General features: G+C 45.6%; 23 protein-coding genes and 1 tRNA gene. All 24 read left to right on the plus strand.

Going from position 1 to position 20,206, the window contains the following annotated elements:
* Nucleotides 1–281 precede the first annotated feature (281 nt).
* Nucleotides 282–1,490 carry an RNA-guided endonuclease InsQ/TnpB family protein gene (locus ACYVR3_RS07060; protein WP_461243656.1) on the plus strand — a complete coding sequence of 403 codons (1,209 nt, stop codon included), beginning with the start codon at nucleotides 282–284 and terminating at the stop codon, nucleotides 1,488–1,490.
* Nucleotides 1,491–1,677: 187 nt separating this feature from the next.
* Nucleotides 1,678–1,749 (plus strand) — tRNA-Ile (locus tag ACYVR3_RS07065).
* Between the two features lie 733 nt (nucleotides 1,750–2,482).
* Nucleotides 2,483–2,695, plus strand: a complete 213-nt coding sequence (locus ACYVR3_RS07070) for a hypothetical protein (RefSeq protein WP_461243657.1) — start codon at nucleotides 2,483–2,485, stop codon at nucleotides 2,693–2,695.
* Nucleotides 2,692–2,883: a hypothetical protein gene (locus ACYVR3_RS07075; RefSeq protein ID WP_461243658.1), complete on the plus strand. Its 192-nt coding sequence runs from the start codon at nucleotides 2,692–2,694 to the stop codon at nucleotides 2,881–2,883. The genes ACYVR3_RS07070 and ACYVR3_RS07075 overlap by 4 nt, the downstream gene beginning before the upstream one ends.
* Nucleotides 2,862–3,080, plus strand: a complete 219-nt coding sequence (locus ACYVR3_RS07080) for a Thoeris anti-defense Tad2 family protein (RefSeq protein WP_461243659.1) — start codon at nucleotides 2,862–2,864, stop codon at nucleotides 3,078–3,080. Before ACYVR3_RS07075 ends, ACYVR3_RS07080 begins: the two co-directional genes overlap by 22 nt.
* A gap of 52 nt (nucleotides 3,081–3,132) precedes the next feature.
* Nucleotides 3,133–3,894: a phage terminase small subunit-related protein gene (locus ACYVR3_RS07085; protein ID WP_461243660.1), complete on the plus strand. Its 762-nt coding sequence runs from the start codon at nucleotides 3,133–3,135 to the stop codon at nucleotides 3,892–3,894.
* Nucleotides 3,875–5,122 carry a PBSX family phage terminase large subunit gene (locus tag ACYVR3_RS07090; protein WP_461243661.1) on the plus strand — a complete coding sequence of 416 codons (1,248 nt, stop codon included), beginning with the start codon at nucleotides 3,875–3,877 and terminating at the stop codon, nucleotides 5,120–5,122. Before ACYVR3_RS07085 ends, ACYVR3_RS07090 begins: the two co-directional genes overlap by 20 nt.
* Before the next feature lie 12 nt (nucleotides 5,123–5,134).
* Complete coding sequence (locus ACYVR3_RS07095; protein WP_461243662.1) at nucleotides 5,135–6,616, plus strand: phage portal protein; 1,482 nt, start codon at nucleotides 5,135–5,137, stop codon at nucleotides 6,614–6,616.
* Entirely contained in the window at nucleotides 6,561–7,478 is a 918-nt protein-coding gene (locus ACYVR3_RS07100; RefSeq protein WP_461243663.1) for a hypothetical protein, read from the plus strand. The genes ACYVR3_RS07095 and ACYVR3_RS07100 overlap by 56 nt, the downstream gene beginning before the upstream one ends.
* 119 nt (nucleotides 7,479–7,597) lie before the next feature.
* Entirely contained in the window at nucleotides 7,598–8,206 is a 609-nt protein-coding gene (locus tag ACYVR3_RS07105; RefSeq protein WP_461243664.1) for a DUF4355 domain-containing protein, read from the plus strand.
* A 14-nt stretch (nucleotides 8,207–8,220) separates the two neighbouring features.
* Complete coding sequence (locus ACYVR3_RS07110; RefSeq protein ID WP_461243665.1) at nucleotides 8,221–8,595, plus strand: hypothetical protein; 375 nt, start codon at nucleotides 8,221–8,223, stop codon at nucleotides 8,593–8,595.
* A gap of 14 nt (nucleotides 8,596–8,609) precedes the next feature.
* Nucleotides 8,610–9,668, plus strand: a complete 1,059-nt coding sequence (locus ACYVR3_RS07115) for a major capsid protein (protein ID WP_461243666.1) — start codon at nucleotides 8,610–8,612, stop codon at nucleotides 9,666–9,668.
* Between the two features lie 264 nt (nucleotides 9,669–9,932).
* The gene (locus tag ACYVR3_RS07120) at nucleotides 9,933–10,148 is read left to right on the plus strand and encodes a hypothetical protein (protein ID WP_461243667.1); all 216 of its coding nucleotides are present in this window, start codon (nucleotides 9,933–9,935) and stop codon (nucleotides 10,146–10,148) included.
* Between the two features lie 14 nt (nucleotides 10,149–10,162).
* Nucleotides 10,163–10,441, plus strand: coding sequence for a hypothetical protein (locus ACYVR3_RS07125; RefSeq protein WP_461243668.1), 279 nt, complete (start codon nucleotides 10,163–10,165; stop codon nucleotides 10,439–10,441).
* Nucleotides 10,442–10,454: 13 nt separating this feature from the next.
* Entirely contained in the window at nucleotides 10,455–10,787 is a 333-nt protein-coding gene (locus ACYVR3_RS07130) for a hypothetical protein (RefSeq protein ID WP_461243669.1), read from the plus strand.
* Between the two features lie 14 nt (nucleotides 10,788–10,801).
* On the plus strand, nucleotides 10,802–11,029 hold the full coding sequence (locus ACYVR3_RS07135) for a LysM peptidoglycan-binding domain-containing protein (RefSeq protein WP_461243670.1): 228 nt from the start codon (nucleotides 10,802–10,804) through the stop codon (nucleotides 11,027–11,029).
* Nucleotides 11,030–11,067: 38 nt separating this feature from the next.
* Entirely contained in the window at nucleotides 11,068–11,481 is a 414-nt protein-coding gene (locus ACYVR3_RS07140; protein ID WP_461243671.1) for a hypothetical protein, read from the plus strand.
* Nucleotides 11,478–11,882, plus strand: a complete 405-nt coding sequence (locus ACYVR3_RS07145) for a hypothetical protein (protein ID WP_461243672.1) — start codon at nucleotides 11,478–11,480, stop codon at nucleotides 11,880–11,882. The genes ACYVR3_RS07140 and ACYVR3_RS07145 overlap by 4 nt, the downstream gene beginning before the upstream one ends.
* Nucleotides 11,869–12,369, plus strand: a complete 501-nt coding sequence (locus ACYVR3_RS07150) for a phage neck terminator protein (protein WP_461243673.1) — start codon at nucleotides 11,869–11,871, stop codon at nucleotides 12,367–12,369. The genes ACYVR3_RS07145 and ACYVR3_RS07150 overlap by 14 nt, the downstream gene beginning before the upstream one ends.
* On the plus strand, nucleotides 12,369–13,556 hold the full coding sequence (locus ACYVR3_RS07155; RefSeq protein WP_461243674.1) for a hypothetical protein: 1,188 nt from the start codon (nucleotides 12,369–12,371) through the stop codon (nucleotides 13,554–13,556). The genes ACYVR3_RS07150 and ACYVR3_RS07155 overlap by 1 nt, the downstream gene beginning before the upstream one ends.
* A 14-nt stretch (nucleotides 13,557–13,570) precedes the next feature.
* Nucleotides 13,571–14,008, plus strand: coding sequence for a hypothetical protein (locus ACYVR3_RS07160; RefSeq protein ID WP_461243675.1), 438 nt, complete (start codon nucleotides 13,571–13,573; stop codon nucleotides 14,006–14,008).
* A gap of 17 nt (nucleotides 14,009–14,025) precedes the next feature.
* Nucleotides 14,026–14,586 carry a hypothetical protein gene (locus ACYVR3_RS07165; RefSeq protein WP_461243676.1) on the plus strand — a complete coding sequence of 187 codons (561 nt, stop codon included), beginning with the start codon at nucleotides 14,026–14,028 and terminating at the stop codon, nucleotides 14,584–14,586.
* Nucleotides 14,543–14,821 carry a hypothetical protein gene (locus ACYVR3_RS07170; RefSeq protein ID WP_461243677.1) on the plus strand — a complete coding sequence of 93 codons (279 nt, stop codon included), beginning with the start codon at nucleotides 14,543–14,545 and terminating at the stop codon, nucleotides 14,819–14,821. The genes ACYVR3_RS07165 and ACYVR3_RS07170 overlap by 44 nt, the downstream gene beginning before the upstream one ends.
* Nucleotides 14,821–20,154 carry a phage tail tape measure protein gene (locus ACYVR3_RS07175; RefSeq protein ID WP_461243678.1) on the plus strand — a complete coding sequence of 1,778 codons (5,334 nt, stop codon included), beginning with the start codon at nucleotides 14,821–14,823 and terminating at the stop codon, nucleotides 20,152–20,154. The genes ACYVR3_RS07170 and ACYVR3_RS07175 overlap by 1 nt, the downstream gene beginning before the upstream one ends.
* The last annotated feature ends 52 nt before the right edge of the window (nucleotides 20,155–20,206 follow it).

Raw genomic sequence — 20,206 nt, forward strand, 5'->3', positions numbered from 1 at the left:
ACCATTGACGACTGCGTTATTTCCTTTACCGTTTGCGTACGGAGAGTGGTCACTCACTGACCTTCACAGTCAGATCCCGGTTCAACTCCGGGCTGTGCAATTGCCGGTCCGATTAGCCGACAAGCCTTCATAAGAGTTGCTAGACGAGGAAACTCGGTACTTTAGTACCGAGAGGAATCGTCGTCTTGAGCAACACGCCTCTTTTCTAAAATATTAGTTGTATATAATATCTTTCACTAGAATATGAGCGTATAATTAATAGTGAAAGAAGGTGAAACAATTTGACCACAATTACTTTGAAGTTAAGGTTGTATCCAAACGGTAATCAAGCTAACCTACTAGAGGCAACAATGGAACAATACCGTTTAGCGTCTAACCTAGTATCTAATTACTACTTTGAGCATAGTTTTAAGCCAAAGCAAAGTGACTTACAGAAATCCTTATATCACTTAATAAGGAATAGGTTTGGACTTAAAGCACAAATGACCCAGTCTAGTTTTAAAACAGTGTTAGCTAGATACAAAACAGTTAATACTCAGCTTGGAAGGAAGCCTTACAAATACCTAGACTCGAAATCTGGAAAGTGGGTTTCAGTTAAACGTAACCTTGACTGGTTGCAAAAGCCTATCCAATTTCGCCGTCCACAATGTGATCTTGTGTCCGTTAGAGATTGGTCGCTTGTTAAAGACCAGCTCTCTATCAATACTGTGGGCACCCGGGAAAAAATGAGTTTTTCAACCAAAGGCTTTGATAAGTATTTAAAACAAGGAAAGTTAGGAACCGCAAAACTGGTTAAATCCCAAGGACGCTACTTCTTACATGTTTCTTGTACTTTAGATAACTCTAAATTTGAGAAGGATACTCTCAAACATGTTGTGGGATTAGACCGGGGATTACGGTTTTTAACCACGGTCTATGATGAAAAAGGTAATACTTCCTTTGTTTCAGGTAAATCAATAACAGCTAAACGCCGTAAATTTAAGCGGTTGCGTCAACAATTACAAAGCAAAGGTACTAAGTCTGCCAAGCGTAGACTGAAGGCTATCAATCAACGAGAAAACCGCTGGATGAGCGATATTAATCATCAAGTAACTAAGACACTCGTTGATACGTATGGTAGTGGCACAGTATTCACAATTGAAGATTTAACCAATGTTCGCTTTGCAACTGAAAAGGCAACAAAAGACAAACGATATGAACAGGTTAGTTGGGCTTTCTATCAATTTGAACAATTCTTAACCTACAAGGCTGAGCTTACAGGCTCGACCGTGATTAAGATAGACGCCCACTACACTAGTCAACGTTGTCCTAAATGTGGTTCAATAGACAAGTTGGCCCGTAACCACTGTACCCATGAGTATCACTGTACCCATTGTGGTTATACCAGCAATGATGACCGGGTGGGTGCAATGAATATTCAACTACTGGGTACCAACTGGGTTACCGATAAGCTAACCAGTTTCAAACAAGTTAAATCAAACGAAGAATAGCTGGGTAAATCCTAGTTATTAAACGGGTGTTGTCAACCACCCGAAGATGTAACCACTTTGGTAGGAGTCTTAGGACGTTTGAACTACTGACCCATAGGGTCGTGAGTTACAAGCTCGTTACTTTAGTGACGAGTAGTTGACAAATTGGTTTCCTTCAAACATGACCGTCGCCGGACGGTCAAATATAGTGCAATAGCTCAGTTGGTAGAGCACACGACTTATAATCGTGAGGTTGCTGGTTCGAGTCCAACTTGCACCATGCTTGTTGAGTTACACCTTGTATATGCGAGTAAGATCACACATGCAAGCAAGTTTAAAGAAGTTTCAAAGTTGGTCAACTCCTACGCATTGATGAGTGCGGAACGTGAGCCAAGTGATTTCGGTCATTGAGCATCCACTCAAGAAGCCGGTTCGGTAAGTGGGGACTGGAAACCTCGCCCCACATCATCATATCTCATTCGTATAGCGAAGTACGACAGCTTGTTTTGCTGTAGGGCACGGTTCAAATCCGTGGTGAGATGTTGAGTCAAATACCCGCGAAGCTCTGGGAGATATCCCTATGTCGCGATGGAAGCACCGGTGCACCGAGGTCAGCAAGGGTAGGCGACAATGGTATGGTAGCCCATGAGGCAAGCCTAACTAGGAGTGAACTCGTGAGCGTTGGAACTCATGGGTGATGGTTAGTTTAATTTAGTCGATGCACCGAAGCGTAGGCTACTTTGGACTGAGCGGGGTTCAAATCCCCGTCGCTTCTTTGGCGCACACAAAAAATCTAAAATCGAAAGAAGGAACGTCCTCCACGTTTTGTTGTTTCGATTAGTGCGCCGTTATGCAATCGAGAAAATGGTTTTGCGGGTTCGAATCCCGCCGGTTGCATTGCCCGTTAACATTCACGGAGGTGAACGCTCCTCTCAGGGCGGGCATAGTTAGTTTTCGCGCAAGTCGGCTTAGTCAGCCGGCTTTTTTAGTACATAAATTTAGGAGGCACCGGAATGAACGATAAAGATTATTTTGATTTAATGCAGCGGGCACAGCGGTGCCGGAGATTACTCAATGGAACGGCGGTCAACGGTAATCGCCCACACCGTAAAATTCGCGTCGATATGGCTTACTGTTATCAAACGGTAAAAGAGTACGTCCAAGCATTTAACACCCGCCACACACCCAAAATCACGGTTGAGGGCTACTTGGAGGCGGACACATGAGCAGAGTGAGGATTATCAGCTCAGCAGATTATGGGCCAGTGTTTCCGATGGAATTAAAAGTCTACCGGGATCTGGAAAAGTATTTTGACGAGCAAAAACGCAAAGAGCGCCGTGCCAAGCAAAACAGGCATGGCACTTTTAGCTTGGAAAATAAGGAGGAACCATTATGGATTTCGGAGAAGCATTAGAACAAGTGAAAAATGGAAAGGGCATGAGACTCCCTCAATGGAAGCCAGATGTTGTTATACTTGCTCAATATCCAGATAAGCACAGTAAGATGACAGCGCCGTATTTATATGTGCAATCCAGATTTGGACGTGTGCCATGGAAAGAAACAAATATTGAATTATTTAGCGACGGTTGGGAAGTTGTTGGCCGTGATTAACGCTGGCAAGTAAGCGTACAAATTATTATATATGGAGGTGTGGTGGTATGTAATGAGTAGAAAAAGAGATCCAGCTCGTGATGAAGCCAAACGTATCTGGCTGGAATCAGGCAAGAAAATAACGTTAAAGGAAATTGCAAATCAGCTTGGGAAACCGCCAAACCGAATCAGAAAGTGGAAGTCAGAAGATAATTGGGACGGAAATAACGACGGTTGTCAAAAGGAACACTCTAAAGGGAACGTTCCTAATGACCAAAAGGAGCGCTCCTATTCAAAAGGAACGCTTAAAGCGACAAAAAACAGTGATTTAACACCACAACAGGAGCTGTTTGCTCAGCTAGTAGGCGGCAAACGAATACCGTTATACCGGGCTTATCAGACGGCATACGTTGGAAATAAGCCATCATTGGCAACTGCGTATGTGAATGCGTCTAAGCTTGCCAAAGAACCGAAAGTTGCACTAAGAATAACTAAGATTTCAGAATCTACTGCAGCGGAATATGATTGGTCGATTCCTAAAGTAGTTGATGAGCTGACGTTTGTTCACGATGAATCAAAAGCCGATATGATTGCCAACGGTGTGAAGAAAGCTAATGCAGACGCCATGCTTCAATCGGTTAACTCGATTACTGATGTGCTTGGATTGAAGGCATCAGATCGTGAGCAAATTCGTAGACTTAAAGCCGAGGCCGATTTGGCTGCGATGAGAGTAACGGCGGCGAATGTTAATACAAATGGTCAAATGGAAAGCATTGATAAACTGTTGAACACGATTGTGCAAGGGAGTGAACAGCATGACGATTCAACTGAATAACCTGTTTACGCCCAAGCAGCAGGAAGTGATCAATCAAGAACTGTTTGACCCAAATTGGAAGCTGATGGTTAACTACGGTGCGGTCCGTGCTGGAAAAACATTCGTGGATAATTTCGTGTTTTTGTATGAAGTTAAACATGCAGCACAGGTTGCACAAAAACATGAAATTGCACACCCGCTATACATTCTGGCCGGTGTTAGTAGCAAGTCTATCTATAACAACGTGTTGACTGAAATCATGAATACGTTCGGCATGGAATTCCAATTTGATAAGCACAACTCGTTTCAACTTAAATTCAACGGCTTACCAGCGGTTACTATCGTACAGGCGTTCACCGGGTCCATTGCTGGATTGGGTGCTATTCGTGGTATGACGGCTACTGGAGCTTACGTTAATGAAGCCTCACTAGCAAACGAGGAAGTCTTCACCGAAATTCGATATCGTTGTTCTGTCCACGGTGCGCGTGTTGTTTGTGACACTAACCCAGACGTTCCGACTCACTGGCTTAAGAAAAAGTACATCGATAACCCTGAACACAGTAAATCAATTGTCAGCAATCATTTTACGATTGACGACAACACGTTTCTGGATGCCGATTATGTACGGTCGCTTAAGGAATCAACGCCTAGCGGCATGTTTTATGATCGTGCCATTAAGGGCCTGTGGGTGTCCGGCGAGGGTGTTGTGTACGCCGATTTTGATAAACGGGTACATTGCATTACGCCAGATCAGTTACCGATGGGGCTAACTTATTACGCTGGTGTCGACTGGGGATATTCGCATGCAGGCTCAATCATGGTGCTGGGCGATGACGGTCAGGGCAATACCTACGTGGTTCGTGAACACAGTAAACAGTTCAAGGAAATTGATTACTGGGTTGAATATGCCAACAAGGTGCGAGCTAAGTATGGGAAGAACATTCCATTCTATTGCGATACTGCGCGTGTCGAACATATTGACCGCTTTAGACGTGAAGGAATCAATGCACGTAACGGCAATAAGTCGGTGCTATCTGGTATTGAGTTTGTGGCGAGCGCGCTGAAGACTAAGCACATGTATGTGGTGGAAAGCGCAACGGAATCGTTTATGGATGAAATCTACAACTATATCTGGGACGACAAAAACGATGCACCAGTTAAGGATCATGATCATGCAATGGATGCTTGGCGATACGCGTACTACACGAAGCACTACAAACCACAGCGAGTTCAATCATTCAAAATTTAAGGAGGTGACAGTTTGGCATTAGAAGTAGATTTGCCGGAATTAGACAACCGATTCCTGGGTCATGCACAAATTACGCATCACAATCTGTTCCTGTTCCCGGCGGATGAAGAAATCACTGGCGGTGACTTGCTAGAGCTAATCGACTATCACCGCCTGCATATTCGCAAGAAGTACCTGCGGGACCGTAACTACTATGAGGGTAACCACTTTATCTTGCACAAGCAACGCAAAGCACTCTACAAGCCAGATAATCGGTTAGTGATTAACTTTCCGAAGAAGGCGGTCACGACATTCAATGGGTTCTTTGATGGGACGCCCATTAAGGTTGATCACCCGACTAAGAGTGTGGATGCAGCAATCGAGACGTGGGAGAACGTGAATAATTTTGAGGATACGATGAGTGAGGTATCCAAGGCCAGTTCAATCTATGGACGGGCCTTTTTCTATGTCTACCAAGATGAGACCGGTCAACCGTGTGTCGTCGATGTGGACCCGCTCAATACGTTCTTGATTTACGATGACACGTTCGCTGAGCATGTTCGTTACGGCGTTCACTACGGGCTCAATAGTGACGGCTACACGACGGTCACCTTGATTGACCAGCAGTACGAGCGTCACTTTATCGTCGATGGCAGCTCAAACAACTACATGGACCAAACGTCTGCCGTGATCAATCCTTATCCAATCGTGCCTATCATTGAGGCACCGGAGAACAAGGAGCGCATGGCAATGTGTGCTGACATTTACAGCATCTTTGACGAGCTGGATAAGGCGATGAGTGAGAAAGCCAATGACGTCGACTACTTTGCCGACGCTTACCTTAAAATTATCAACGCTTACATGAGTGGTGACGAGAGCAAAGAGTTTAGCCAGAGTTTGCGTGACAATCGCTTAGTGGTCGTGAACGGCTCTAATAACGAAGACGCTGAGGTTGACTTCATGGCAAAACCGAACGCTGACACAACGCAGGAAAATCTGATTGACCGATTGGTTGACTACATTTACCAGATTGCGTCAGTGACGAACATGAATGACGAGGCGTTCAGTGGGAACCCGTCCGGTGTCACGCTACGGCTCAAATATCAGCCGATGAAAGACATGGCGGGTACCAAGTCACAGAAGTTCAAGAAGGCATTGCGCGACGTGTTTCAGTGCGTGCTGTCGACGCTGAGAGGTACCTCAATGGACGCATGGCCAGACTTGACGTTTAAGTTCACACAATCCATTCCACAGAATCTATTGGAAGAAGGTCAAACACTCAGTTACTTATGGGGACGTACTAGTAAGCGTACTGCGTTGGCTCAAATGTCGTTTATCGAGGATCCCGACAAGGAACTCGAACTCATTAAGCAAGAGCAGACTGAGGACCAGCAATCAAGCGCCGCCATGGTGCAAGCCGTACTTAACCAAACTGACCAGCAGAAGGGCGGTGTAGGTGATGGCAATAACGGTCAAACAACAACAGGCGCGGATTCAGGAGCTAATAAGGCTTGATGATCAGACCGACCAGGCGACGGATGTCTATTACGATGAGTGTTTGGCGTTTATCCGGGATCACTTGCTACATTTTTACCAAGAGTACGCCGACGAAACCGGCCTGTCGTTAACGCAGGTTCAAGGCCGAGTGTCCAAGTGGGACTTGTCGCAGTGGAAACAGGCCATCGACTCACTCAACACTGCGGACTGGCCGGAGGAAGCAACCAAGCGACTGAAAGCTTACGGCGTCGTTGCAGGCATCGACAAGCCGCACATGATTGGCGCCATCATCGGCGTTGGTCTGCTACAGATGGTCGTCAAGCATCGTCAGGCGATTAAGCAGCGGGTTAAGTCGGACGGTGAATCAGAATTTAAACGTATGGCTACGGCTTATAAAATGACGCAGTCACAGCGTAAAAAGGTATCGAGCATAATTACTCAGGCGAGTACACAAGAGCTGTGGTCGAATAATTTATGGCTTGATACCGACACGTTGGCAAATGACGTTGAGAACCTAGTCAACAAACACTTGCGCCACGGTATGAGTTTGGTTGACCTGCAGAATCTGTTGACCAAACACGCTAATCCGGCACAGTTTAAGCCGAATCAATCGGTAGCTGACCGCATCACTCAGATGCAGGCCAACACTAGGCGCATTGTGCGTACTGAGTCAGCTCGCTTAGTTGACCAGGTCAATATGACTACGTATCGGATGCAGAGTGTTAAGTGGATTCAATGGGTCACTGAGCCGGGAGCATGCTCAAAATGTATGGGTATTGCCGATGGTGGGCCGTATGCTGTTGATGACTGCCCTAGCATTCCCGATGACAGCCATCCTAATTGTCGATGCACTAAAGTGCCATTTGACCAATCAGTTTAATTAATTTAGCCCCTAGCGTGGGCATTTTTATACCATTGACCAGGCGTGGAGCGTCTTTAAAAGCTACGGATAAGGGCAAGCATTGATCCCCTCAAAAAGCTATGGAAGGAGTTTTACCTATGAAGAATTTAAACTTGTTTTCTAACGGATTACGGATGTTTGCTGAGGATAACCCGGCTGGTGGTGGCGATACTACGACTACGCAAACCCAATCAGACACCCACAGTGACGACAGCACTGAAACCAAAGCAGATGAGAAAAAGTATTCTGACGCTGAGGTGGACGCCATTATCGACAAGAAGTTTGCTAAGTGGAAGGCTGAACAGCAAGCCGAAAAGGATGAGGCCGCCAAACTGGACAAGATGAACGGTGATCAGAAGAAGGATTATGCACTTCAACAGGCTCAACAAGAAGCGGCAGATGCTAAAGCCAAGGTTGCCAAGTTCGAAATGACTGGTACCGCACGTAAAGCTGCTACTGAAGCGGGCATCACAGTAACGGATGAAGACCTCACTCATATCGTGACGACTGAGGCTGAGAGTACGCAGGCTAACGTTGACTGGTTAAAAGATTTGACCAAGCGAATTCGTGAATCAGTTAAACAAGAATACCTCACTGGCAAAGCTCCACGACGCAACGGCGAAAAAGGAAATGAACAGGCGGGTAAACTAGGACAACGTTTGGCAACAAACAGCACTGAGTCCAAGCGACCAAGTCCGTTCGGTTAAGGAGGAATAGAGATATGCAACGAACTGTATATGGCTCACCAAAGCAAGTGCTAGGGATTGTTGGTCCTAAGGTTGCTTTGAGTGTGCAACTTAACGATACCGGCGTTACAGCGAATGCTCAGGGGAAGAAAATCATCCCGGCTGGTACACCAATTGGTGGTGCAACGTCCGCGTTAGATGACGAAACTGCTGTATTATCGGCAGTTAGCGATAGTACCGTACAAGGTATTTTGGAGTATGCAGTTGATGTAAGCACCGGTCACGGCAATGGCGCCATGATTGTGTTTGGTTACATCAACGAGAACCGATTACCTGACGGTGTAACGATTAGCGATGACGTTAAGACGGCCTTGACTAGCAAGGTCACGTTCTTTAAACGTAATAAGTAAGGAGGGATAGTTTAATGGATCCAATTGATATGTTTAGCGGTATCACGTCCGCTGAAACCAAAGCATTCTGGGAAACTATTCAGGCTAAAGAAGCACCATATGGGCTTGAAACGTTATTTCCTAACCAAAAACAAAGTGCCAGTGATGTTACCTGGTTCCGTGGTATGACCAATGCCCCTAAGCCCCTGAACCCATCAGCGTTCAACGTTAACGCAATTCCACGCGAACGCCAAGGATTTGAAAAGGTTGGCACTCACACCAACTTCTATAAGGAATCTAAATATATTGATGAAGCGTTGCGCCAACAACTATTGTTAGCTGCCACTTCACCGGTCACTAGCCAAAAGGACATCATTTTCAACAAAATCTTTAACGATAACGTTGATTTGATTCGTGGCGCCGCAATCACGCGGGAACTTGTTCGTTCCCAATTAGTGTTGGGCGGCAAATTTAGTATTTCTGGGAATGATCAGTTGTACGAAGAAGATTATGAAATGCCTGCAACTCACATCAGTGGCGCAAAGGGTATCTGGGGTGCAGACGGTTCTACACCAGTTGACGATATCATGATGGCACAGGACAGGATTGGTAATGATACTGGCCAAACAATTTCGCGAGTGTTAATGAACAAGAAGACGTTCAACTTATTGCTGCGGGATAACTCGTTGAAATCCACCATCGTGCCAAATAACGCTAATACGGCTAACTTGGTATTGCCTAAGAAGGATTTACTCAGTTATCTGTTAGATGAATACTCATTGTCAGTGCTGATTGATAACCAGTACTACACTGGGACCGATGGTAAAATCCACTACTTCATTCCAGATGGCAAGGCAATTTTCATGCCTCAAGGTAATTTAGGTGCAACTGTGTTTAGTACCACGCCTGAAGAAGCTGATTTGATGGCTAGTGCTGCCGCTGACGTATCTATCACTGATACCGGTGTGGCTATTACGACCACCGCAGAAGCTGACCCAGTAACTAAGGTTACTAAGGTATCACAACAGTTCATTCCAACGTTTGAACAAATTGATTCAGTGTTCGTACTCGATGTGCTTAACCCAAAAGCGTAACGCCACCTAATAACGAAAACGGTAGCACTACACAGGCTACTGCGCCGACTAATGTGGTGGCGACCCCGACAGATGACGGTGCGCTGATTACTGCGGGTACCGCGTCAAAATAGATTCGCCGTCTGAAATGGGCGGCGTCCCTGATGACAGTTGGACCAATGATGCGATCAGAGCTTATTTGGACGCTCACAGCGTCGTGTATAAGACTAATGACACCAAGGCTCAACTACTCGCTCACTTAACAGAATGAAGGAGGAATCATCCATGGCTTTAAAGCTTAATGTTTACGCAAAAGGCGGCACGACTGCACTTGCAACTGGTGACGATGCAACCGGTGTAGCTATTACTGGTTTAGCAGCCGGGACTGTGGTTGCTGATGGGGACTACCAAGTTACTCACACCGATAATACTGGTGCATTGACCGAATCTAAACGTGTTGATGTGCCCGGATTTACTGTCAAGCCTGCAACTGCAGGCTAAGGAGGCAACATGAAATGGCTTTAACTTTAAACATTTATAAAAAGGGCGAAACGACGCCTGCATTTACCGGAACCGACGCTGATGGCGTCGTAATTACCGGATTGGACGCTGGTACCGCAGTAGCGGCTGGCGATTACGAAGCTAGTCACACTGACCCTGATGGCAAGCTAACGGAATCGGATAAGGTTCCCGTACCGGCCTTTACTGTTAACAAAGCGCAAGCACCCGCACCAACGGGGGTAACAGCAACGGCAACGGATGACGGCGCTAAAATCACAGTTACCGCTAGCTAGCGAGGTGAGCTAATTGGCAATCGAGGAACTCATCACCAAGGTTGAAAATAACCCGCGAATGAAGGGAATAGATGAGGCAACTATCAGGGACAAAGTGCAAGATGCAATGGGGCTGATTCAGGCATACGAACTGAATAGTGCTGTGTTGGGTCGTGCGACCTATTTGTATGCCTGCCATTTGATTTTTGTAGATGTACTAAAGCATAGGGACCGCTTTAAGTCGGTTAAAGCTGATGACGGAGAGTACACCAAATTTGATGATGCCAATACCGATGATTACTGGAGCGAGTTTAAACATTTGCTGTCAGAACAAGGGTATGGTCAGAATCAAGTTCAATTTTTGTAGGAAGGATGATTGGAATGCCACGAAAGAAGCGAACCAACACGTTGAAGCCGGTGGGTGTAGTGCTCATTGGTCGGCGTGAAGTTCAATTTGCTAGTTATCACGTTGAAGAAGGCGACACGGTGTTTAACTTGTGGTTGAAGTTACGCGCTAAAACGACCGTGGGTGCCATTAAGCAGGCCAACGGAATCGAAACCAATGAATTGAAGGTTGGTAGTACGATTAAGATTCCGCTGGTTTACTAATGGAATCGGGTGCAGACGCCGTCATCAGGAAGCTTCGATTGCAACAGCGAAGGTTGAAGCAGTTGAACGCTAATCAAGTATCGGTTGGTGCAATCAAAGAGGTACCTGAACATACTCAGGAGGAACTACAACAGATTGTCCGGTACAACGAATTTGGTACTACTAAAATTCCAGCCCGGTCTTTTTTGCGTGGTTCGCTGTACCGAAACAGCAAACATGGTTGGCGTTTTGTCAGTCGTGAAGCAGTTAAGGGAGTGCTGAATGGTTCACTGACCGGTAATAAAGCCTACAAAATAGTGGGTGATCGGATGGTTGAAGACGTCAAACACCAAATTGATATTGTGGGGCCACCCAACGCCCCAAGCACTATCAGGAAAAAGGGACGTAACCAGCCATTAGTTGATACCGGTGGCTTGTACCGCTCAATTGATAAGGAGGTCGTTAAGCGATGAGTATCGTTGAAGATCTATACGAAGCATTGAGCGTATTCGCTGTTCCTGTTAGGGCTCACCCAGCATTTAACATTCTCGATGGTGACCATGTTAATTCGTTAAACGAAGCTATTTCATTTACGCAGCAGGATTTAGATAATGATTCGAAAGTCGAACGACTAAATGACCCGGTCGTACCAAAATCGTCCGATTTTTCTGCTGAAATGGTGCAACTGATGAGTGGTGGTGGCGATACACTGCCAACGATGTATAAGTGGTATTCAGAACACGAGTATCGCCGTGGAACGTTAGTGGAAACGAAGGGCCACGTCCTACAAATTGATAAAATTGCCGAGTACGACAACGTAGCCGGTATTTTTGTGTATCTGCTGAAGGGGGATGACGCACTTGTATCCATTTGATGAGGATCCAACCCAAGTTGAAAAACACCTTGGTACGCTCATCAAGGTAGTTGAACAGATTACTGGGATGTCAGTCGTTCCCAATGAGCGAATTGCACAAACGAAAACTTTACCATTTGTAACGTACTATCCAATAGTGATTGACGACCCAGTTTTAGGTGACGCAACGTTGAATGACGGCTTGTTTGAAACGACAGTATCGTTAGACGTATTCGCTAAAACAATGTTGGAAGCAACCCGTTCTTGTGGAAAGTTGAGAATCTATCTTGCTGACCGTTACACTCGGCAGTCTATGAGACGGGATGGTGGATTTACGATTCAACAGGTAACCACGCCAAACACTCGCTCAATTACGAATTTACCCATTTCGGCCGTGCATCACGTTGGCTTCGATGTGACATTTCAATACTATCGACATTACCAGAGTCCGATTGATCAAATTTCAGCGATCACGGATATTTCAATTGATACGAAGGAGGATGAATAATGGCTAGTACATTATTTAGTACCTTGAACCGGATTTCACCGGCTCATATTTCAAACCAGTACTTGACGGCTGCCAAAGATGTCTTTGCAGGCATGTTAGTTAAAGGCGACAAGCAAGGTATTGTGGTTTACGACGATTTAGATGGTGTGGCCGAAGACTACGATCTTTATTCGCCAACATGGAAAAAGGCGCGCGCGTACTTTGCGGCGAATCAAGAAGCTGCCAGCTTGCTGGTAGTTACATTTGCACCAGGTAAGAGCGATACCGAAGCGGCACCCACAAACGTTAAAGCCACACCAACTAGTGATGGTGCTTTGATTACGGCTGATGTTGCTTCAGCTACTGGTGAACTTGCTACAGACGCGGTAGGTGCAGTTCAAGCACTGAAGAAGTATTACTTTGCGGGACCACAGTTCTGGTTCTTAGCAGAATTTAATGCTGATGTTTCGGAAGCAATTTCAAACTTTATTGAATTACAAAACACCGGTATCTATATGGCATATTCTACCAACGTAACGGACATGCAGGGTTATGTAGGTAACAAACGGACTTTCAAGTTAACGTTGCCTGCAGTTGATGATTCGACCGCTGACATGCAAGATACGTACAACAACGTATTCGATGCCGCTGTGATTGGTACGGTCTATGGTCGTAAACCGCATTCGGCTTGGAAGTACGCAATCGGTGATTTACCTTACACCAAGGAACAGGATCGTTATAGCTTTACACCGGATGATTTAGCGCAACTAGATGCTTACAACATCGTCACGTACGCCTACGTTCTAGATTCTGCTCGGTTGACGAGTTCACGGATGTCAGCCGACGATGTCCATATTGATACGATTTTAGGGTGGGATTGGATACAGAATCAAATTACGATTCAAACCACCCACTTATTTGTTCAAAATGCTAAAGAAGGCATCCCATACAGTGAAGTTGGCTTTGACGCCATCATTACTGTCATTCGGGGTGTCTTTTTAGATGCTGGTGATTTGGATATCATTGCGCCTGAACTTGATGATTCGGGGTTAGAAACGGGTAAACCAGATTACAGCGTGGACTACGCAAAACCTGGTGAGTTGCCTAAGACGTATGAAACTAAGCGTGAAATGCGTGGTGTTAAGACGAAGTACCACCCAATGGGCATGGTCGAAGACGTCTACATTGAAAACACAATCGTAATGTAAAGGGGGAATTATATATGGCTGATCAAAACCTATCCAACGCACTTGAAGACGACGAACCGTTGTTTGATGCTGCCGACGTCGCCGTTTACTTGGATGACAAGTTGGTTAAGTATTTCAACGGGAATGACCTTGTAAGTATTACCTGGTTAACGGATAACGTTACGCTGGAAATCGATGCGCAAGGCGCTGGGACTGCAGTAAAGAACCATGATGACCGTGCTACGATCACGATGCACTTGAACCGTGCGTCCGACACTTGGCAAGAAATCATGGGTTATGGTGCTTCAACCGGTTACCACAAGATCAACATCGTTACACCATACGAACACGTTTACTCAGGCAAGTCATTGCTCACTAAGAAGCCTGATATCAATATCGGTGGTGGTGCACAAACTGTTGATTGTGCCTTCTCATGCGTTAAGGCAACGCTTGAAGGCAACAAGGCTGCTTAATCTAGGAGGAAGTTTATATGAGTGAAGCAACAAGTATTGATGATGTTTTGACCGAAGGCGCAACTGAACCTTCAGCAGGAGTTCCAACTTCTGCGGCTACAGCAACTGCTGATGAAACGGCTAACGTTACTGCAATGCCGGATTATCAAGGTAAAGCGGATGATACTGCAGATGGTGAGGCAACAGACACGCACCCGGAAGTGATGGACACATTACCCTCAATCAAACGTACTTCGGATGAACCGGAACTGAAGGTGGATGATAACTTCAACTTCAATTACGTGCTGAAGAACGGGAAGACGCTAAAGACGTCGGTGGTTAAGCCTGACTTAGGGATTAGCGCTAAACTATCTGATACGACGCTTCGTTTTAACGAAAGTAAGACGGGACAACGTTACATGATGGTTAACAACGTTGAAGTATATCAAATGATCATGAAGGAACTTATTCGAGTAATTCTGGTGGATGGTGCCCCATTGCATACAGTCACTTTTGAAAGCCTTTCTAAGATTGGCATGACGAAGAGTGAACTGGATGACTTTATGGGCATCATCACGACGTTTTACCTATCGGAGTAATATCTTCTTCAACAAACGTCAGATTGAGAAGATTTTTGACCGAAATCCGGCGATGGCGATGGAATGGTCAGCGTACATGCACGGTGCAGTTAATATCACCCGCGAAGAGATTCAGGGAATGTCTGGCAATGAACTAAGTATTCTGCAGTATGCGACCGAACAGCGTTATAAAATGGCCTGTTACAATCAGGCTTCAGCTATTGCGTTGGCGTTTGGGGGAAAGGAGGGGGCCTGATGACCGATATTGCTGGTGATCGGATATCGTATAAAATCGATATTGATGGTCTCTCTAAACTTGCTGGGATGCAAAAAACCATTCAACAAGTGGAAAAGCTCTTTCCTAAATTGACGGGTGCGGCCAAAGATGCTCAGAACGCTATGAAGCGGTTTGATACCGCCGTTGACCATGTTAATGGGGACAAATTCAATAAGATGTCACATAGCGTTGATAGGTTGCATGATCATGTTGACAAAGTAACCTCCAGTGTGAATCGGTCTAACGATGCTTTAGATCGAACAGCACGAAAGACTGATAGATTTGGGTCTAGCATGAAGCGTGCTAACGGGCAAGTCCATTTCGCTAGGCAAGCGCGTGACCTCGATTCGTTAGGCAGCAAGATGCAGGCGTTTGGTGCAACAGCCACGGCGTCTTTCGCAGCCATCACCGCCGGTGCAGGCGTCGCACTTAAAACTGCCACGGACTTGCAGAATGAGTTTAAGGTGATCAATAACTTGGCAACGACTGGTGGCGAAAGCCCAGCCGAGGCTAAGCGAAATGTTGCTAAAATGCGCAAAGACGCTACTAGCTATTCCAACCAGTACGGTGTGAAAGCCACCAAAATCGCCAAAGGGTACGAGACCTTAAATCGGCGTGGTTATACGACCGCACAAGCGCTGGGTTCTCAGAACTCTTATTTACAAGGCACACTTGCATCTGGCGACTCATACGATGACGTAGTTGACAACGGTGCGTCTGCCATTGAACAATTCGGGATGAAATCCAATAGCGTTAAGGGAATGAAACGTGCCAGCAAAACAGCGATTAACCAAATGGCTTATAGTGCCGACCTTACAGCAACTAGCTTTGGCGGTTTAGGTGAGGCACTGAAGTATGCCGGGCCTGATGCGCATGCAGCTCATCAATCGCTGCATACCACAGCGTCGGCAATCGGTGAATTATCCAATTTTGGGATCGATGGCTCACAAGCCGGTACTTCGATGCGCCAAATTTATCAGCGGTTAATCAATCCGCCTTCTAAAGGTAAGGCACCCAATGCAATGGATAAACTCGGGTTGAAGTACAGCGATTTCCGAGACGCACACAACGAATTGCTACCAATTCAAGATATCTTTGCGAAACTAGATTCTAAGATGAAGGGTATGAGCAAAACTGACAAGGGCGCAATCTATGCGGCCTTATTTGGCGTAAACGCGTCGAGTGCTGCACAGGCTCTGGGTGCTTCTTACAAGAAAGTTGATGCTCTGGATAAGAAGGTTTCGAAGGCACAGGATATGAACGGCGGTAAAGGTTATGTTGCCAAATTATCTGAGAAAAACCTTGATACCTTCCAGAATCAATGGAATCGAGTTAAGCAGGGGTTATTGAACTCTGGTGTTGATATCGCGAATGCTTGGATGCCGACTCTGACAAAGTTGGCCAAGAGTGTCGCTGATATTCTCGAAAAATTCCAAGGGTTACCTGAACCGGTGAAGAAATTTACTGGTGCCGCGCTTGCAATTACTGCAGTAGTTGGTCCATTAGCGTTAGTTGCGGGATCACTGATGAAGATGCACAGTGCTTTAGGTGCTATCAGCAAACTCGGTGGTGGTAAGGGTAAGACGGGTATCCTGGGATCTATTGCTGACTTAGTTGGATTTGGCGGGAAGTCTGAGAAGAGTAGTGGACGGACTACAAAGTTTAGCAGCAAGGCTCGTATTCCTGGTAGCTGGTTACTAAATGAATCTGGTCGTGGTAAGAATGTGAGCGTTAAAGCTCCCGGACCAATTAAGACCTGGTTGGGTAATACGCGTGTTGGTAAACGTGCTTCAGCTATCAAGCAAGGCACTAAGTCGTTACTACCTACGTTATGGGGCGATACTAAGACTATTGCTAAGGGTGGCGTTTCAAAAGCGACTAGCTTAGTCGGTAAAATTCCTGGTATTTCGCGTATGGGGAGTATTGCTAAAGGCAGTTTATCAATTGCTGGTAAAGTTGCTTCTCGAATTCCAATTTTGGATGTAGCGATGGCTGGAACTAACCTGATTGGCATGAATCAGAAAAACGCCGGTAAGAAGGTTGGATCCGCAACTGGGATGTTAGCTGGTGGTGCAATTGGTTCCTTATTTGGTCCAATTGGTGGTATGGCTGGTGCAGCTATCGGTCAAACACTTGGGGCTAAATTTGGTGCAACAATTCAAAAAGCGTTACCTAAAAAGGTTCAGAAGTCGATTGGCTCAGCGGTTAAGAGTGTTCAAAAGACATTCAGTAAACTATTGAAGCCATTCCAGTCCGTTACGCGATCCATTAGTAAAGTTTGGAGTTCGGCTACTAAGGGTGTATCCAAGTCGTGGGAAAAGTACGTTGTAAAGCCGTTATCCGGTAAGGGTGGCGGTGATGCAATCAAAGGCGCAATGAAGTTCTTTAAATCAGTACTCGTACCTACGATGAAAATTGCTGGTGTGGCGTTTAAAGTATTCGGTGCAGTTGCAAAGACGGCGATTAAAGCCGTTGGCCATATTTTGAGTGGCTTGATTAAGACGGTTAGCGGTACATTTGCACTGGTTTCTGATTTAATTCACGGTCGCTGGAAGAGCGCTTGGAAAGATGCCGTTCAAATCTTTAGTGGTATTTTTGGAACGATTAAAAACGTACTCTCGGATATTCTCGGTTCGGTTTGGGATGGTATCACAGACCTTGCTAAGAATCTCGGTGACCTCGTCCTGCACCCAATTCAAACGATTAAACGCTGGTTGAGTGGTGGAACCGGGTCGTCTGGTGGCGATGGTATCACTAAGAACGTCAAAACTGCACAGAGTATCGGTAGCGGTAAGGGTGCACCAAAGCAGTCTAAACCTAAGATCAATGTGCAAACCGGTATCGGCAAGGCAACTGGTGGTCCAATCAGTAAAACTCAGTTGGCCATGGTTAACGAAGCCGGTACTGAGTTGGCGTACAATCCGTTAACGGGTAAATTCCGAACACTCGGTAATGGGCCAACGGTTACGCGACTATTCGCTGGAGAACATGTTTTGAACGCCAAGGACACACGCCAGTTGTATAACGGTGGCCTTGGCAAAGGTAAAACACTGCCGGGATTCGCTAAAGGGACCTCTAAGCTGACTACAGCAATTGGTTCAACTTCAGTTTCGCTGAAGGGTGCTAACCTAAGCAAAACTTCTGAATCAACTAAGAAGTCGATGAAGTCAATCTCTAAATCAATTCAGAACGGATATACCAAGTCCAACAAGGTTTCGACTAAGCAAATGACACAATTACAGAAAAAATCAACTTCGACATTTAAGGATCTAACTTCAGACACTAAGAAGCAGACCCAAAAGTTGCAGAATAATACCGTTGGCGATTTTGATGATACTCAAAAGAACTCCATGACGCAGATGAAGCAGATGTACAAAGGCGTTCAGACGTACGTCAAGGCGATTTATACGAACTTTAAAGATGGCATTAATAACTTACCGGTTTATGCTCAAAGTGCAATGTCGAAGACGATTTCAGCATTGAATCGTGGGTTTAAGTCAATTAATAGCGTGTTATCTCAATTTGGTGGTAACAAAGCCACGTTGAATTTGGCGCACTATGCAACCGGGTCTAAAGGCCCAATCAGTCATGATCAGTTAGCTGTGGTTAACGATGCTTCTGTGGGACCGCATCAAGAAGCTATCGTTCGTGGTGGAAACGTGATGTTTCCTAAGGGACGTAACGTGGTTACTAAACTGCAGAAGGGTGATGAGATCCTCAACGGCTCGGAAACCCGCCAAATGTTTGGTAACTTGCCACACTTTGCGAAAGGTACGGATGCGCTGAAGCGGATTATTACGGGAAACAGTAAGGCACCTGACAAAGCCTTTTCTAAAGACTTTGATGCTAAAATTAACCTTCGAGTAATGGACACGGATTTAGCGAAAGATTTAGGCTTAGTTGGCTCAAAAGCAGTTGATTCATTAGGAACCAAATGGTATCAAACTGTTTGGTCTGTATTGAACGATGCAATGAGTAGTGATGATGGTACCGCGTCTATTAACGGGGCTGCTCTTGTCAAAGCAGTTTATAAATATGGTCATGGGAAACCTTATGTATGGGGTGCAACTGGGCCTAATTCATTTGACTGTTCAGGATTAGTTCAGTATGCGTTGAAGCACGCATTCGGAATTAACTACCCTCGAGTTTCGGGGGCACAGATTAATTACGCGCATCGTATTAGTGCAGCTAATGCCAAACCGGGTGACTTGGTTGGTAATAATGGCCATATTGGTGTTTATATGGGTGGAGGTAAATATTATTCTGCGCAATCACCCGATAATCACCCAAATATTGGTGTGAGTGATGTTAAGTACTTCCCACACGGTCCGCATTACTTTGGACGTGTTAGTGGTGCCGCTATTGCAAATGGCGATGACAAGAAAAAAGGCGGAAAAGATTCAGGGTTGACCAAACTCGTTAAGAAAGAACTTTCTAGTCAAATTAAATGGGTTGGTAAAAATTTGGCAGATGACTTCGGAGATGTCGGCGGATTTACTTCTACTGGTGGTAATGCCATCACTAAGGCGATGATTGCTAAGGCTGAAGAAGTAATGAAAGTTCCTGAAAGTGTTCGAGCGAAAGTTGCGAGCGATATCATGAGAATGGCGGTATCCGAATCCGGTAATCGAAATATCGGACAAACAATTCATGATGTTAACTCCGCTAACGGTAACCCAGCTGGTGGTCCATTACAGTATGTCAGGAGTACTTTTATGAACTATGCTGTGGCTGGTCACAAGAACTGGAGCAGTCCGTACGACCAAGTATTAGCCTATTTGAATAATAGCCAATACAAGTCAGCAACTGGTATGACCACTATCTGGGGAAAACGCAAATTTGATTGGCTTGGATCGGGGCCACATGGGTCTCGCCGTTTTGCTAATGGTGGTTGGGCTGAAACAGGTAAACTGAACATCTTTGGTGAAGTACCAGGCGAAAGCGAAGTTGCGATTAACACTCACCGGCCAAGTGCCGATCCGCTGATTGCGGAAGCGATGAGTGATCGTGCTTCAAAGAGTCCTAGCGGTATCTTTGCTCAATTCAAGGCATTTTTAAAGATGCAAAAAGAGTTGGCAAAGATGAAGGCTTCCCAAACGAAGTTCAACGCAACCAGTAAGGCAAGTCTGAAGCCGAAGAGTGGTAACATAACGATTCGGCCACAGTTCACATATAGTCCGAAAATCACGATCAACGGGTCGGGTGACGCTAACGAAACGGGTAAGATTGTTTCCAAGCAACTCACCAATGATCGGCGTCAGTTCGGCACGATGATTAATGATTTTTGCGATACGATTTTAGCTTCACTGTAGAGAAGTCCTTAATAGGGCTTCTTTTTTACATATACAACAATTAAGGAGGTGA

This window comes from Secundilactobacillus muriivasis (assembly GCF_054785195.1).